At 63.5% G+C, this 14,058-nt stretch carries 15 protein-coding genes and 1 tRNA gene; 8 read left to right on the top strand and 8 right to left on the bottom strand.

Translation table 11 applies throughout. The features are described from left to right. Nucleotides 1-9: 9 nt before the first annotated feature. The 6 genes from ACVJNE_RS07340 to ACVJNE_RS07315 form a co-directional block, all read right to left on the bottom strand. Entirely contained in the window at nt 10-1,287 is a 1,278-nt protein-coding gene (locus ACVJNE_RS07340) for a TRAP transporter large permease (RefSeq protein WP_499564287.1), read from the bottom strand. 2 nt (nt 1,288-1,289) lie between these two features. After that, nucleotides 1,290-1,757, bottom strand: coding sequence for a TRAP transporter small permease (locus tag ACVJNE_RS07335; RefSeq protein ID WP_499564285.1), 468 nt, complete (start codon nt 1,755-1,757; stop codon nt 1,290-1,292). Nucleotides 1,758-1,845: 88 nt separating this feature from the next. Beyond that, nucleotides 1,846-2,835, bottom strand: coding sequence for a TRAP transporter substrate-binding protein (locus ACVJNE_RS07330; RefSeq protein WP_499564284.1), 990 nt, complete (start codon nt 2,833-2,835; stop codon nt 1,846-1,848). Nucleotides 2,836-2,869: 34 nt separating this feature from the next. After that, a complete protein-coding gene (locus ACVJNE_RS07325) occupies nt 2,870-3,610 on the bottom strand; it encodes a FadR/GntR family transcriptional regulator (protein WP_499564282.1) in 741 nt (246 codons plus the stop codon). 270 nt (nt 3,611-3,880) lie between these two features. Beyond that, nucleotides 3,881-3,956 (bottom strand) — tRNA-Ala (locus ACVJNE_RS07320). Nucleotides 3,957-4,081: 125 nt separating this feature from the next. After that, a complete protein-coding gene (locus ACVJNE_RS07315; protein WP_499564280.1) occupies nt 4,082-4,465 on the bottom strand; it encodes a TIGR02300 family protein in 384 nt (127 codons plus the stop codon). Nucleotides 4,466-4,764: 299 nt separating this feature from the next. On the opposite strand from ACVJNE_RS07315, the gene aroA reads away from it, so the two are divergent. The 6 genes from aroA (at nt 4,765) to rpsA (ending at nt 10,936) form a co-directional block, all read left to right on the top strand. Further along, on the top strand, nt 4,765-6,105 hold the full coding sequence (gene aroA / locus ACVJNE_RS07310) for a 3-phosphoshikimate 1-carboxyvinyltransferase (RefSeq protein ID WP_499564278.1): 1,341 nt from the start codon (nt 4,765-4,767) through the stop codon (nt 6,103-6,105). Between the two features lie 93 nt (nt 6,106-6,198). Next, the gene (locus tag ACVJNE_RS07305; protein ID WP_499564277.1) at nt 6,199-6,834 is read left to right on the top strand and encodes a 2-hydroxychromene-2-carboxylate isomerase; all 636 of its coding nucleotides are present in this window, start codon (nt 6,199-6,201) and stop codon (nt 6,832-6,834) included. Nucleotides 6,835-6,872: 38 nt separating this feature from the next. Next, a complete protein-coding gene (locus ACVJNE_RS07300) occupies nt 6,873-7,580 on the top strand; it encodes an SDR family oxidoreductase (RefSeq protein WP_499564275.1) in 708 nt (235 codons plus the stop codon). A 133-nt stretch (nt 7,581-7,713) separates the two neighbouring features. Next, a complete protein-coding gene (locus ACVJNE_RS07295) occupies nt 7,714-8,286 on the top strand; it encodes a dihydrofolate reductase family protein (protein ID WP_499564273.1) in 573 nt (190 codons plus the stop codon). Between the two features lie 51 nt (nt 8,287-8,337). After that, complete coding sequence (gene cmk, locus ACVJNE_RS07290) at nt 8,338-9,012, top strand: (d)CMP kinase (protein ID WP_499564272.1); 675 nt, start codon at nt 8,338-8,340, stop codon at nt 9,010-9,012. A gap of 226 nt (nt 9,013-9,238) precedes the next feature. Further along, nucleotides 9,239-10,936, top strand: coding sequence for a 30S ribosomal protein S1 (gene rpsA, locus ACVJNE_RS07285; RefSeq protein WP_499564270.1), 1,698 nt, complete (start codon nt 9,239-9,241; stop codon nt 10,934-10,936). An 83-nt stretch (nt 10,937-11,019) separates the two neighbouring features. Here the strand turns inward: rpsA and ACVJNE_RS07280 are convergent, their stop codons facing one another. Both ACVJNE_RS07280 and ACVJNE_RS07275 read right to left on the bottom strand, forming a co-directional pair. Further along, nucleotides 11,020-11,478, bottom strand: coding sequence for a DoxX family protein (locus ACVJNE_RS07280; protein WP_499564906.1), 459 nt, complete (start codon nt 11,476-11,478; stop codon nt 11,020-11,022). 107 nt (nt 11,479-11,585) lie between these two features. Further along, a complete protein-coding gene (locus tag ACVJNE_RS07275; RefSeq protein WP_499564268.1) occupies nt 11,586-12,581 on the bottom strand; it encodes an Ldh family oxidoreductase in 996 nt (331 codons plus the stop codon). A gap of 61 nt (nt 12,582-12,642) precedes the next feature. Here ACVJNE_RS07275 and ACVJNE_RS07270 point away from each other — a divergent pair, with 61 nt between their 5' ends. Then, nucleotides 12,643-12,840, top strand: a complete 198-nt coding sequence (locus tag ACVJNE_RS07270) for a CsbD family protein (RefSeq protein WP_421927992.1) — start codon at nt 12,643-12,645, stop codon at nt 12,838-12,840. A 128-nt stretch (nt 12,841-12,968) separates the two neighbouring features. Beyond that, nucleotides 12,969-14,000 (top strand): histone deacetylase family protein, encoded by a 1,032-nt coding sequence (locus ACVJNE_RS07265; protein WP_499564266.1) that lies wholly within the window; start codon nt 12,969-12,971, stop codon nt 13,998-14,000. The last annotated feature ends 58 nt before the right edge of the window (nt 14,001-14,058 follow it).

The following is a 14,058-nucleotide window of genomic DNA, read 5'->3' as shown; positions in this document are numbered from 1 at the left end:
GAGGGGTCTTTACTGGGCTATCATACGTGGGAGCCACAAGGTGAAATCCTTTGCGAAGGTAAGGATCATCAACGTGGTCAGCAGCGGGATGTAGAAAGGCAACAGCGCCTTGAGCAATTGCCGGATCGAGACTTTCGCGATGTCGGCCACCAGAAACAGCGACAGACCCATGGGAGGCGTCAGCAGGCCCAGCATCAGGTTGAAGATCGTGACGATGCCGAGCTGGACCGGATCGACGCCGGCCAGGACAAGCGGCGGCGCAATGATGGGGACGAGCAACAATGTCGCCGTCGTGGAATCCAGGAACATGCCGGCCACGAAGAAGACGAGATTGGCGATGATCAGCAGCATGATCGGATCGCGCGACAGGCCCAGCAGCGCTGCAGCAAAGGTCTGGGGAACCTGCTCCACGGCCAGAATCCAGCCGAACAGGGCGGCGGCGGCCACGATGATCAGGATCGCCGAAGAACTGCGCGCCGTCAGGATGGCGGAATTCCAAAGATGCGCCAGGGTCAACTCGCGATAGAGAACCGCGCTTATGATGACCACATAGACCGCGGTTATCGCAGCGGCTTCGGTGGGGGTGAAGGCGCCGAACGTCATGCCTGCGATCATCAGCGCGGGCGCGATGATCGCCGGGATGGCCGGCAGGAAATCGCGCACGACCTCGCCGACGGTCGGCCAGCGATCCGCGCGGGGATGCTTTTCGCGCGTGGCGATGACAAGCACCGTCGTCATCAGCAGCACGGTGCACAGGATGGCCGGCATGATGCCGGCAACCAGCAACTGAACGATCGAAACGCTCGTGACCGAACCGTAGACGATCAAGGGAATCGACGGCGGAAAGATGGGCCCGATGGTTGCCGATGCGCCCGTGACCGCGCCGGCAAAGGCGGCGCTGAAGCCACGCTTGCGCATGGCCTCGATCTCGATGCGCCCGAGCCCTCCAATATCCGCCAGAGCGGCACCCGACATGCCGGAAAAGATGAGGCTGCCGAAAATATTCACCTGCGCCAGCCCGCCAGGCACCCGCCCGACCAGCGTATAGGCGAAACGGAATATGCGATCGGTGATACCCGACAGGTTCATCAGATTGCCGACGAATATGAAGAGCGGCACGGCCACGAGAGGAAAGGAATCGAGCGCGTAGGTAATGCGCTGGGCCAGAAGCCCGAGCGGCAAACCTTCAATCAGCACATACGCGATCGACGGCAGCAGGATCGCATACACCACCGGAAAGCCCAGCATGAAGAGGGCCAGAAAAGCGACAATGACGGCGAAGCCCATGATTACAGCACCACGTTCTTGTCCGCCTGCGGCGGCTTGCGCAGATGAAGGAGGTGAACGACCGCCGCGCCTGCGAAGCCAAGAAGGGTCGCGCCGAGAAACAGCCAGAACGGAATACCGAGCGTCGGCGTTGCGTTATTCAGGTTCCGCGAGATGTTGCTGGCAGTCACGTAGGCGATGAAGGCCGTTGCCGAGATAGCGCCGATAGAGATCAGGACGTTGAGCACCCGCCTCGGCCGGTCCGGAAGAGCGGCCTTGAACTCACCCATGACGATGTTCTCGCCCTTCTGCACGACCAGCGGATAGGCGCAGAAAATCAGGCAGATCAGCAGGAAGCGGGTAAACTCCTCTGCGCCGATGAAGGGCTGGACGAAAACACCGCGCATGATGACCTGCGCGGTCGGAACGAGCACCAGACCCGCCAGGATCATCACGACCAGCGCGGTCATGATGCGTTCGACGATGCGCATTCTTCCTCCCTGCCCGCCGCCTTCGCGGGTCCGTTTTTCATGAGACTGAACGGCCGGGGCGGAAAACCCCGGCCGGTTTTCGGTGCGTCTATTCGACCGCCTGGATCTGCTCAATCAGCGGCGTGAAGCTCGGAAAATCCTGGGCGATCTGCTTGTTGACGCTTTCGCGGAAGGCGGTGAGGTCGAGCCCGTCGGCTTCGGTGACGAAGGTCATGCCGCGGCCCTTGAGCTCTTCGACCAGCTTTGCCTCCCCTTCCTGAGCCATCTGCAAAGACTTCGTCGCTTCGTCGTCGAGCACCTTGGTGATCGCAGCGCGCTGGTCTTCGCTCAGCCCCTGCCAGACTTCCTCGTTGACGAAAACCGCCAGCACGGCGCGCATGTGTCCGGTCATCGAGACATGCGACTGCACCTCATTGAGGTTGTTGGCCGCGATCATGGTGAGCGGGTTTTCCTGGCCCACCACCACGCCGGTCATCAGCGCGGTCGGCAGTTCAGCCACCTCGACCGGGGTCGGGATCGCGCCGAAGCCCTTCACCATGGACACCCACAATTCGAGCGGCACGGCGCGGAAGGGCTTGCCGGACAGGTCGGCCGGCGTCTTCACGGGGAAGTTGGACGAGATCTGGCGATCGCCGCGATAGATGCGGCCGATGATGCGTACGCCCTGCGCGACCAGCTTCTCATTGATGGCCTGAAGGGCCGGCGATGTTTCAGGATCGGTGGCGGCGAGTGCGTGGGCGCCATCACGGTAGATGAAAGGCGCGTTGAAAACGGCAACCTCAGGCACGAGGCGGGCCAGCGAGGCAAAGTCGTGGTGGCCGATCGAGATCGAACCCATGCGGATGCCGTCGACCATTTCGGCGACGCCGCCGAGCTGGCTCGCAGGATAAACGGTCACGGTGACATCGCCATTTGTCGCCGCGGCGATGCCTTCGGCCGCCTGGGCAGCGTAGATCGTCTGGATGTCGCCTTCGGCGCCCACGTGGGCATAACGCAGTTCGGCGGCAATGGCCGCTCCCGTCATGGCAAGTGCTATGGCCGCGCCGGTGAGCGCGCGCGTGATTGTCCTATGCAGCATATCGAAATCCTCCCTTGATTTTCAGGCTTCGTGCTTAGGTCTGCGGCCTCCGGGTGAAGGCCGAGATCAGGCTGCGGCGACGGAACTCGTCGCCGATGGCGAAGTGGTCGCGCAGCTTGCGATCGGCTGCGTCCGCGTCGCGCTCCACAATCGACAGAAAGACCTCCCGGTGCGCCTCGACGAGATAGTCGACAATGCCGGGCTCCGAGACAGTCACCTCGCGACGCTGAACGTGGCTGCGCCGAAGGAGCTCGCCGATCGCCCCGTAAAGCGTGACCAGCGCCTCGCTACGGCTTGCCTCGACAATCGCCTGGTGAAAGGCAAAATCGGCAGCACCGCCGTCCATCGGGTCATGCAGGGTATCCATGAGTTGCGTAAGCTTGGAGCCGATATGCTTGAGGTCCGTCTCGGTGGCCCGCTCGCAGGCAAGGCGAATCGCCTGGCATTCGATCGCGATACGCGCCTGCATTACGTCGTCGAGAATGTCGGGCTGCTGGGCGAGGCTGAAGGTGAAGAAATCCGACAGCACGTTGATGTCCGCCTGGCGCACATAGGCGCCCTTTCCGTGCCGGATATCCAGAAAGCCCAGCATCGAAAGCGAGCGCAGCGCCTCGCGCAGAACCGGCCTAGAAACGCCCAGCCGCAGCGAAAGCTCGCGCTCACCCAACAGCCGCTCACCGGGCTTCAGCGAACCGTTAACCAGCGCATCGCGGAAAAAGGCGAATACCTTTTCCGCGCCCGACAGGTCGTCATTTTCGGCAAGCACCGTCGACATCGGCCGGCTCTCCTCCCAAGTGGCCTTACAGTGGTCTGACCACTGATTCCCGAATCCGAACCGGCTGTCAAGCGCGCTCGCAACGCGGCCCGGTCGGATCGGATCAACAGAGACGGAAAAGTCAGATGCCTGCGGCTGTCACCGCCAGAAGTGCTCCAGCGCAGTTCATCGACCGCCGCATGCGGTCGAACTCGAATGCCCCCCGGCCTGGACCGGCAAAAAGCCGCCAGCCCACACAAGAGGCATATAACACGGGTTGTTTGGGGAAATTGGTGGAGCCAAGCGGGATCGAACCGCTGACCTCCTGCATGCCATGCAGGCGCTCTCCCAGCTGAGCTATGGCCCCACACCGGCCCGGAAGGCCCGAGCCGTCTCTATCCCGGCGCGCATGGGAGGCGCGCCGGTTTTCGATGGCGGCTTCTAAACCCGCCCGCAGACAATATCAAGCCTCGCGAGAGGCCTTTTTTAAAGTCAGCTTTCGTCGTCGTCGTCGCCGACGCTGATGATGCCGGAAACGTCGTCCTCGTCTTCCTCCTCATCGGCCAGGAAAGCGTCGTCATCGTCGTCGCCGAGATCCACGTCCTCTTCGTCCTCGACCGAGACGTCGTCGCTGTCGCCCTTGGCTTCGTCGTCGGCATCCTCAAGCGATACGATCTCAGCGCCGGATTCTTCTGCGTCGAGTTCCTTTTCCTCGACCTCGTCGTCATCACTGACCGAGGAGGAGCCACTGTCGAAATAGGACAGCGGGTAGCTCTGGCCCGTATAGGGAGAGACGATCGGGTCCTTGTTCAGGTCGTAAAATTTACGGCCCGTTTCCGGGCAAATGCGTTTGGTGCCGAGATCGGGTTTAGCCACGTCTTGCCTCTTGTTCTGCTTGCTTTCAGGTCGCCGTCGTTGGAGCCGCGGCCAAAAGGGCGGCACACTTCGGCGACGGCCCCTTCCTCGAAAAAAGTGGGGTCCCCATAACTGCAAGTTGGCGTGCTGTCAAAGCCTATGTCAACAGGCTTTGCACGGCGGCGTTGCGTGTAACCCCCATTGCCGAAAAACCCTTTTCAGGCAAGGGCTGCCGACAGGGGATGACCGGCTCCAAGGCTCATGGTAGAGACCGCCCCAAACTGGAACGCCCCCGGCACGGGGCCGCAAGGATCGTCAGCATGAACAGCCTCGCCTCGCCAAGCCCCGCAACCGCGTCCAGGTCGGAAACGCTTTCCGGCAATGTGCGGGTGCCGGGCGACAAGTCGATTTCGCACCGATCGTTCATGTTCGGCGGACTGGCGGCAGGCGAGACGCGCATAACGGGCCTGCTCGAAGGCGAAGACGTGTTGCGCACCGGCGAGGCGATGAAGGCGATGGGCGCGCGCATCGAAAAAACCGATGGCGAATGGATCATCCAAGGTGTCGGCAATGGCTGCCTGCTGGAGCCTGGCACCCCGCTCGATTTCGGCAATGCCGGCACCGGAGCGCGCCTGACCATGGGGCTCGTCGGTACCTATGACATGGCGACGACGTTCGTCGGTGACGCCTCGCTTTCCAAGCGACCGATGGGCCGCGTGCTCGATCCGCTGCGCGAAATGGGCGTGCAGGTGGTTTCCGCCGCCGATGGCGGGCGCCTGCCGCTGACGCTGCGCGGTCCAAAACGGGCCGCACCGATCAGCTACCGGGTGCCGATGGCTTCTGCGCAGGTGAAGTCGGCTGTGCTGCTCGCCGCACTGAACACGCCGGGCATCACCACCGTGATCGAACCGATCATGACCCGCGACCACACGGAAAAGATGCTTGCGGGCTTCGGGGCCGAACTGGAAGTCGAAACCGACGCCGAAGGTGTGCGCCACATACGCATCCAGGGCGAGGGCCGGCTTTCCGGCCAGACGATTGCCGTGCCGGGCGACCCGTCGTCGGCTGCTTTCCCGCTTGTCGCGGCGCTGATCGTGCCCGGTTCGGACGTCACGATCGAGAACGTGCTGATGAACCCGACGCGCACCGGGCTGATTGACACGCTCATGGAAATGGGCGGCAACATCGAGGTGATCAACAGGCGCGATGCCGGCGGCGAGGAGGTCGCCGATCTGCGGGTGCGCCACAGCGATCTGAGCGGCGTGACGGTGCCGCCGGCACGCGCGCCATTCATGATCGACGAATATCCCGTGCTTGCCGTGGCAGCCAGCTTCGCCGAGGGCGAGACGGTTATGGACGGACTCGACGAGCTCCGCGTCAAGGAAAGCGACCGCCTTGCCGCCGTCGCGCGCGGGCTCGAGGCGAACGGCGTCGACTGCACGGAGGGCGAAGCGTCACTCACCGTGCGTGGGCGCCCCGGCGGCAAGGGGCTCGGCGGCGGGACGGTCGAAACCCATCTCGACCACCGCATCGCCATGAGCTTCCTGGTCATGGGATTTGCTGCCGAAATGCCTGTCACGGTCGACGACCGCAACATGGTCGCCACCAGCTTCCCCGAATTCTTCGACCTCATGGCGGGGCTAGGGGCGCAGATCGACTAGCCGTAGTATCTCGCGACGCTGTGCCAACGGCACGGCGTTTCCCTTGTCAGGCTCGCGTGCTAGCCAATGTCGGGTCCGGCAAGGGAGGAGCACGTGCGACAGATCGACTTCTATTTCGACATCATTTCTCCTTTCGCGCATGTGGCGCTCGCCCGGTTCGGCGAATTGCCGGCGGATGTGGAGGTAAAGCCGAAGCCGATCCTGCTTGGGCCGTTGCTCGCCCATTGGGGACAGCGCGGCCCCGCCGAAATCGCACCGAAGCGGCTGCACACCTATCGCCTGTCGTGCTTCCTCGGCGAAAAATACGGACTGGCGATGCGCTTCCCGCAGCGCCACCCGTTCAATCCCCTGGCAGCCATGCGGTTGCTGGCAGGCTCGGACGCGGACCTTGAAACGGTGCGCAAAGCCTTCGACTTCGTCTTCTCGGACGGCCGCGCACCGGATAATGAAGCGGACCTCGCCGCCTTCGCCGCGCGCATCGGCGTCGACCCGGCGCTGGCCGGCGAGCAAAGCGCGAAGGACCGGCTGCGCGCGCTGACCGACGAAGCGATCGCGCGCGGCGTCTTCGGTGTGCCGACCTTCGCGGTGGATGACGAACTGTTCTGGGGTGTCGACGCCTTCGACATGCTGCTTGCCTGGCTGGGCGAACCGGAAATGTTCGGCCGCGCGCCCTATGCCGGGCTGGAAGGCGTGGAGGCTGCCGTCGTTCGCAAGGCAACAGCCGGCTAGATCAACCACGAACCCGAAAACCGGAAAAGGAGAAAGAGATGGCTGGCGACAACAAGGTTGCGATGGTGGTCGGCGGCGGCTCCGGCATGGGGGCGGCCTCGGCGCGCAAGCTCGCCGAAAGCGGGTACGAGGTCGCCGTGCTTTCGTCTTCCGGCAAAGGCGAGGCGCTGGCCAAGGAACTCGGCGGGCTGGGCTTCACCGGCTCCAACCAGTCGAGCGACGACCTCGAACGTTTCGTGACTGCCACCATGGATCGCTGGGGCCGGATCGACGTGCTCGTCAACGGCGCCGGCCACGGGCCTCGCGCACCTTTGCTGGAGATCACGGACGAGCAATGGCACACCGGCTTCGACGTCTATTTCATGAACGTGGTGCGCGCCACGCGCCTCGTCGCGCCGCTGATGGCCGGGAACGGCGGCGGCGCGATCGTCAACATCTCCACGGCCTGGGTGGACGAGCCAAGCGCGATGTTCCCGACCTCGGCCGTCGCGCGGGCGGGTCTTGCGGCCTACACCAAGCTCTTCGCCGATGAATACGCGACGCGCAACGTTCGCATGAACAATGTCCTGCCCGGCTGGATCGATAGCATCGCCCCGACGGAGGAACGCCGCGAGAGCGTGCCGATGAAGCGCTACGGGCGAAGCGAGGAAGTGGCCGAACTCGTACTCTTCCTGGCGTCGGAGAAATCCGCCTACATAACCGGCCAGAGCCTGCGCATCGATGGCGGGCTGATGCGCTCGACCTGACGGCCGGCCATCGCTTACCCGCCAGGTAATTGGCGACCGCACCCATTTTCTATCTCTGCCTGTCGGATGCCCGGCACCTGCAACGTCATTGTTGCAGGGTGACCGTCGCACCGGCTCAAGAGGATAAAAGATCATGGGACGCATCATCGCCACGCAATACATGTCGCTCGACGGCGTGATCCAGGATCCGGTCGGCATGGAAGGCTCCGGCCTCGGCGACTGGACGGGGCCGTTCAGCCGCGGGCCAAAGGGCGACGCCTTCAAGCACCGCGAACTGGCAGATGCGGACGCCATGATCTACGGGCGGGTGACCTATGACGGGTTCGCCGCCGTGTGGCCCTTGCTGAACGACCCGGAAGGTTACGCGGCACGCATCAACAGCCTTCCCAAATACGTCGCGTCGCGGACGCTCGAAACCGTTGGCTGGTCCAATTCCAGCCTGATCGAAGGTGATCTTGTCGGTGCCGCGCGAGACATCCGCGCCAGCGTCGACGGCGACGTCCTGATCTTCGGCAGCGCCTCGATCGTCCACCAGCTTCTGCCGCACGGCCTCGTCGACGAGCTTAGGCTGATGGTCTTTCCGACAATCCTCGGGCGCGGTACGCGGCTGTTTCCGGACGGCGTGGCTGCAATGCTGGAACTTGCCCGCAACGAGCAGTTCGGCGATGGCATCGTGCTGCTGCGCTACACGACCGTACAGCCGTAGTCCTGCCCGGTTCCGGCATCAAGCCGATAGCCGCGCGCTGAAAATTCGGCTATGCGCGGTCGCATCGAAACGAACGGGATGCCGGATTTGCTGATCGCCATCGACGGGCCGGCCGGTGCAGGCAAGGGCACGCTCGCCCGCCGGCTGGCCGACCACTTCCACCTCAACCTGCTCGATACCGGACTGAGCTATCGTGCCGTGGCGCACAGGATGCTGACCTACGGCCTGCCGCTCGACAACGCCTCGGCCGCCGAGACCGCCGCACGACAGGTCGACCTTGCAGCGATGGATCGCGAGGTGCTTTCGGCACATGCAATCGGCGAGGCTGCATCGCAGGTAGCGGTCATTCCCGCCGTACGGCGCGTACTCGTCGACAAACAGCGCGAATTTGCCCGGACGCCGCCCGGCGCCGTCCTCGACGGACGCGACATCGGCACGGTGGTGTGCCCAGATGCCGACGTGAAGCTCTATCTTACGGCCAGCGCCGAAGTGCGGGCCCGACGCCGCCTGGCCGAGATAGAGGCCCGGGGCGGCACTGCCGACTTCGACCGCATCCTCGCCGACATCGAGCGCCGCGACGCGCGCGACATGGGCCGGGCCGACTCGCCCCTGCTGCCGGCGCCAGACGCCCACTTGCTCGATACGAGCGAAATGGATATAGAGACAGCGTTCCAGGCAGCGGTAACACTGGTCGAAACGTCCATGGCTGCCCGGAGCGAAGACTAGCAACGAGACGCGACGCATCGTCTTCCCAATAGACGGGAAAGGCCTGCGGCGCATTTTTGTTCATGTCGAAACCGGCCCGCCCGCATTGTCATGCGCCGGAGGTGCCGCCAGAAGCGGCAAGCCGATCCGCCAGGCCGGATCGCGATGCACGGCAGGCCAGACGCAACGCAAACCCACGGCGCACGCCCGACGAAGCCGATATGGCCCGGGCATTCCAGGAGCACATATGTCCAACGCAAATCCTACCCGCGACGATTTCGCGAGCATGCTCGACGAGTCCTTTTCCGCCGAGCACTCCGCTGAAGGTTCGGTCGTCAAGGGTCTCATCACGGCCATCGAAAAAGACATGGCCATCATCGACGTCGGCCTCAAGGTCGAAGGCCGCGTCCCGCTGAAGGAATTCGGCGCCAGCGCCAAGGAACTCAAGGCCGGCGACGAGGTCGAGATCTATGTCGAGCGCATCGAGAACGCGCTTGGCGAGGCGATGCTGTCGCGCGAGAAGGCCCGCCGTGAAGAGAGCTGGGTCCGTCTCGAAGCCAAGTTCAACGCCGGCGAGCGCGTCGAAGGCGTCATCTTCAACCAGGTCAAGGGTGGCTTCACCGTCGATCTCGACGGCGCCGTGGCCTTCCTGCCGCGTTCGCAGGTCGACATCCGTCCGATCCGCGACGTCACGCCCCTCATGCACAACCCGCAGCCCTTCGAGATCCTCAAGATGGATCGTCGTCGCGGCAACATCGTGGTTTCGCGCCGCACCGTGCTCGAGGAGAGCCGTGCCGAGCAGCGCTCCGAGATCGTCCAGAACCTCGAAGAGGGTCAGGTGGTCGAGGGCGTGGTCAAGAACATCACCGACTACGGTGCGTTCGTCGACCTCGGCGGCATCGATGGCCTGCTGCACGTGACCGACATGGCATGGCGCCGCGTCAACCATCCGACCGAGATCCTCAACATCGGTCAGACGGTCAAGGTGCAGATCATCCGCATCAACCAGGAAACGCACCGCATCTCGCTCGGCATGAAGCAGCTCGAGAGCGATCCCTGGCAGGACATCGGCACCAAGTTCCCGATCGGCAAGAAGATCACCGGAACCGTCACCAACATCACCGACTACGGCGCGTTCGTCGAGCTGGAGCCGGGGATCGAGGGCCTCATCCACGTTTCCGAGATGTCGTGGACCAAGAAGAACGTTCACCCCGGCAAGATCCTGTCGACCACGCAGGAAGTCGAGGTTGTCGTTCTCGAGGTCGACCCGCAGAAGCGCCGTATCTCGCTCGGCCTCAAGCAGACGCTCGAGAATCCATGGGAAGCATTCGCCCGCAACCATCCTTCGGGCTCGGTTGTCGAGGGCGAGGTCAAGAACAAGACCGAGTTCGGCCTGTTCATTGGCCTCGACGGCGATGTCGACGGCATGGTGCACCTCTCCGACCTCGACTGGAACCGTCCAGGCGAGCAGGTCATCGAGGAGTACAACCGCGGCGACATGGTTTCGGCGCAGGTGCTCGACGTCGACATCGAGAAGGAGCGCATCTCGCTCGGCATCAAGCAGCTCGGCCGCGATGCGATCGGCGAGGCCGCTTCTTCGGGTGAACTGCGCAAGGGCGCGGTCGTGACCTGCGAGGTCACCGACGTCAAGGATGGCGGTCTGGAAGTCAGGCTGGTCGACCACGATGTCGAGAGCTTCATCAAGCGTTCGGACCTGTCGCGCGACCGTGACGAACAGCGTCCGGAGCGTTTCCAGGTCGGCCAGAAGGTCGACGCCCGCGTCATCGCCTTCGACAAGAAGACCCGCAAGCTGCAGGTCTCCATCAAGGCGCTGGAAATCGCCGAGGAGAAGGAAGCCGTCGCACAGTACGGTTCGACCGACTCCGGCGCGTCGCTGGGCGACATCCTGGGCGCAGCGCTCAAGAAGCAGACCACCAAGGACTGATCGTCCTGAAGTGACCTGAACAAAAAGCCCCGCCGGAGCGATCCGGCGGGGCTTTTGCTTGTGCGGGTGGTCGTGGCCTGCGCTCAGACTTCGCGGCCGAGCCTTGCGTCGAGCGAATGGCCGTTGGCGCCACGAATGGCGAAGAAGAAAAAGATTGCTGCCCAAAGGATCGACTTTTCCGCGCCCATATAGCCCTGGCCGAGCGTGATCCAGTGGAACCAGACGGTGACCAGCAGCACGATCATGGCCGCAAATGCCGCCGGTCTGGTCAACAGGCCGACCGCGATGAGCATGCCGCCGAAGAATTCCGTTGCAGCCAGAAGCGGCGACCAGAACACGCCGGGATAGAACCCTAACCCTTCCACCATCTCGACACTGCCGAAGGGTGCGCCGATCTTGCCGGCTCCGTGGACCACGAGGGCGAGCCCGGCAACAACACGCAGCACCGTTTCGGCAAGCTCGTGCAGCGGTGCATAGACATTGCCGAGGGCGGGAATCAAAAGCCGCCGGGAGGGATGGGGTTGGGAAACGGATTGGGACACGAAAAACTCCTTGCTGATGATGTTGCGGTGCACAATCAGCAAATCATGAGCCTGACGGTCAAATAAACAACGGTTGATCGAATGTTTACCGCGCCGGCCGATGGGCGTCACGCCCGCAGACGATCCAGCAGCGCCTGTTCAATGACAATGCCGTTGCGCGCCGCGTCGGCAGCCGCCTCGCCCCGTGTCTCGCCGGGCACATGGATATTATGGGTTTCCTTCAGCCGGTGGAGATGACCGTCCAGACGCTGCGCAAATTGCGGATCAAGCAGGTCGGGCGCGATGGCAATGACCAGCAAGCCACTGCCGGGGCTCTTGTCGCCGGAAACAAACGAAGGCGCGTCCAGCGACCAGTTCGCACCCGTCAGCCCGGCTGCCAGGACTTCGACCATCAGGGCAATGTTTGCGCCGCGCGCGCCTCCATAGGCGAGCAACGCGCCCTTGACCGCAGCCGCGGCGTCCGTTGTCGGCCTGCCGTCGGCGTCGAGCGCCCAGCCGGGCGGGATCGGCCGGCCCTCCTTTGCGGCGCGGCGCACGTTGACGAAAGCGGTCTCGCTGGACGCCTGATCGATCAACAATGGCGCCTTCTCCCCCCTGGGAGCCGCGAAAGCCATAGGATTGGTGGAAAAGACGCGCGAAGTGCCGCCCGACCCCGCCATCAGCGCCGGGCCGTTGCTGGCTGCGATCGCCACCAGGCCCTCGCGCGCCAGCCTTGAGGCAAACCATCCCAGTGCGCCGCACGTATAGGCATTGTGCTGGGCAAAGAGCGCAATGCCCAGATCGCGTGCCGCCGCCACCAGTGCCTCGAACGCCATGTCGAAGCCGAGCTGGGCGGTGCCGCCTGCCGCATCGCTATGGAAGATGGCCGTCGCCGGGCGCGATACTATCGGCACCGCATCACCCTTGATGCGGCCGGCTTTCAGCGCTTCGAGATGGTCGATCAGATGCGCGAACCCGACATTGGGTTGGCCTGCGGCTTCGGCGGCGACCGTAGCCTCTGCGAGCGCTTCAGCGGCGGGCAGACTTGCTCCTGCACGCAGCAACGCCTCATGGGCAAGCGTGGTCGCATCAGGCAGCGTCAGCCGACGATTCCTGGAACTCATGCCGCCGCTCTCCGTTTCATATGTCCAAGTGATCGAAATCACTCAAGAAAGGACGATGACAATGAACTGGAATCAGATCGAAGGGAATTGGGAGCAGTTCAAGGGCAAGGTGCAGACCCAGTGGGGCAAGCTGACCAATGACGACCTCGACGTGATCAAGGGTAATCGCCGCCAGCTCGCCGGTCGCCTTCAGGAACGCTACGGCAAGGCGGAAGACGAAGCGGAGCGCGAGATCGACGACTGGCTTTCCCGCCACTGATCCGCGTTACCCAATGAAGGAGCCCCGCTTTGGTGGGGCTTTTTCTTTGCCTGCCCTGCGATGACCGCGGCTTGCCAGCGGCGCGGCAGCGCGGCAAGGTCCCGTCCGGTTCCAGATGCGGGGTCTCTATGAAAACGATCTTTTCGCCACGCCATGCCGGGCATGCAGGCAATGTCGAGCTTGAAGAAAGCGGAATCGTTCCGGCCTACGAGAAGCCTTCGCGAGCCGAGATCATTCGCGCACGCATCAACACCGTTTCGCTCGGACCGGTCAGCGAGCCCGAGCAGCATGACCTGGAAACGGCGGCAAAAGTGCATCGCCGCGACTACCTGGATTTCCTGCCGACGGTTTGGCCGGAGTGGGAGCAGTCCGGGCGTAGCGGCACCGCCATGCCGTTCGCGTGGCCGACGCGGGGCCTGCGTGGCGACGTCCCTCCGACCTCGATCATAGCAAAGCTGGGCTTCTATTCCTTCGATGCCGGTGCAACCTTCGTGAAGGGCACCTGGGACGCGATCAAGTCTTCACACGACACCGCCATGACGGCGGCAGATCTCCTCCGCAGCGGCGAAAGCTCGGCATTCGCACTATGCCGGCCACCCGGGCACCATGCCGGCTCGAACTTCATGGGTGGCTACTGCTTCATCAACAACGCCGCGGTCGCGGCCCAACGGTTTCTCGATGGCGGTGCCCGCAAGGTATCGATTCTCGATGTCGACTATCATCATGGCAACGGAACGCAGCAGATATTCTATGCTCGCAACGACGTGCAGGTGTTGAACCTCCACGCCGACCCGATGAGCGAGTACCCCTTCTTCCTCGGCCATGCCGACGAAACCGGCGAAGGAGAGGGGCAAGGCTTCAACCACAATTTCCCGATGCCCGCAGGGACGAGCTGGGTGCAGTGGGCCACAGCTCTCGAAGAAGCCTGCAGCCTGATAGCCGGATATGAGCCCGACGTGCTCATCGTTTCGCTTGGGGTCGACACCTTCGAGCGGGACCCCATCAGCCGCTTCAAGCTCGTCAGCGACGACTATCCGAAGATCGGCCGGCGGATCGCCGGTTTGAAGCTACCTACCCTTTTCGTGATGGAAGGCGGCTATGCTGTCGAGGAGATTGGCATCAATACCGTCGGCGTCCTGACCGGGTTCGCGGAAGCGTGAGGACCCAGGGAGTTATGCCCGCGCCGGCTCGGCATGTGCGGGCTCCAGAAAGGGGTGC

The organism is Mesorhizobium sp. DxT (assembly GCF_058448885.1).
Note: the sequence above shows the minus strand (reverse complement) of the source record. Positions and strands in the feature narration are given on the sequence as shown.

Coding starts and splice junctions, on each gene's coding strand:
- rpsA (WP_499564270.1), top strand. CDS start 9,239: ATGTCCAACGCAAATCCTACCCGCGACGATTTCGCGAGCATGCTCGAC.
- ACVJNE_RS07335 (WP_499564285.1), bottom strand. CDS start 1,757: ATGCGCATCGTCGAACGCATCATGACCGCGCTGGTCGTGATGATCCTG.
- aroA (WP_499564278.1), top strand. CDS start 4,765: ATGAACAGCCTCGCCTCGCCAAGCCCCGCAACCGCGTCCAGGTCGGAA.
- ACVJNE_RS07325 (WP_499564282.1), bottom strand. CDS start 3,610: ATGTCGACGGTGCTTGCCGAAAATGACGACCTGTCGGGCGCGGAAAAG.
- ACVJNE_RS07340 (WP_499564287.1), bottom strand. CDS start 1,287: ATGGGCTTCGCCGTCATTGTCGCTTTTCTGGCCCTCTTCATGCTGGGC.
- cmk (WP_499564272.1), top strand. CDS start 8,338: ATGCGCGGTCGCATCGAAACGAACGGGATGCCGGATTTGCTGATCGCC.
- ACVJNE_RS07295 (WP_499564273.1), top strand. CDS start 7,714: ATGGGACGCATCATCGCCACGCAATACATGTCGCTCGACGGCGTGATC.
- ACVJNE_RS07275 (WP_499564268.1), bottom strand. CDS start 12,581: ATGAGTTCCAGGAATCGTCGGCTGACGCTGCCTGATGCGACCACGCTT.
- ACVJNE_RS07265 (WP_499564266.1), top strand. CDS start 12,969: ATGAAAACGATCTTTTCGCCACGCCATGCCGGGCATGCAGGCAATGTC.
- ACVJNE_RS07330 (WP_499564284.1), bottom strand. CDS start 2,835: ATGCTGCATAGGACAATCACGCGCGCGCTCACCGGCGCGGCCATAGCA.
- ACVJNE_RS07270 (WP_421927992.1), top strand. CDS start 12,643: ATGAACTGGAATCAGATCGAAGGGAATTGGGAGCAGTTCAAGGGCAAG.
- ACVJNE_RS07300 (WP_499564275.1), top strand. CDS start 6,873: ATGGCTGGCGACAACAAGGTTGCGATGGTGGTCGGCGGCGGCTCCGGC.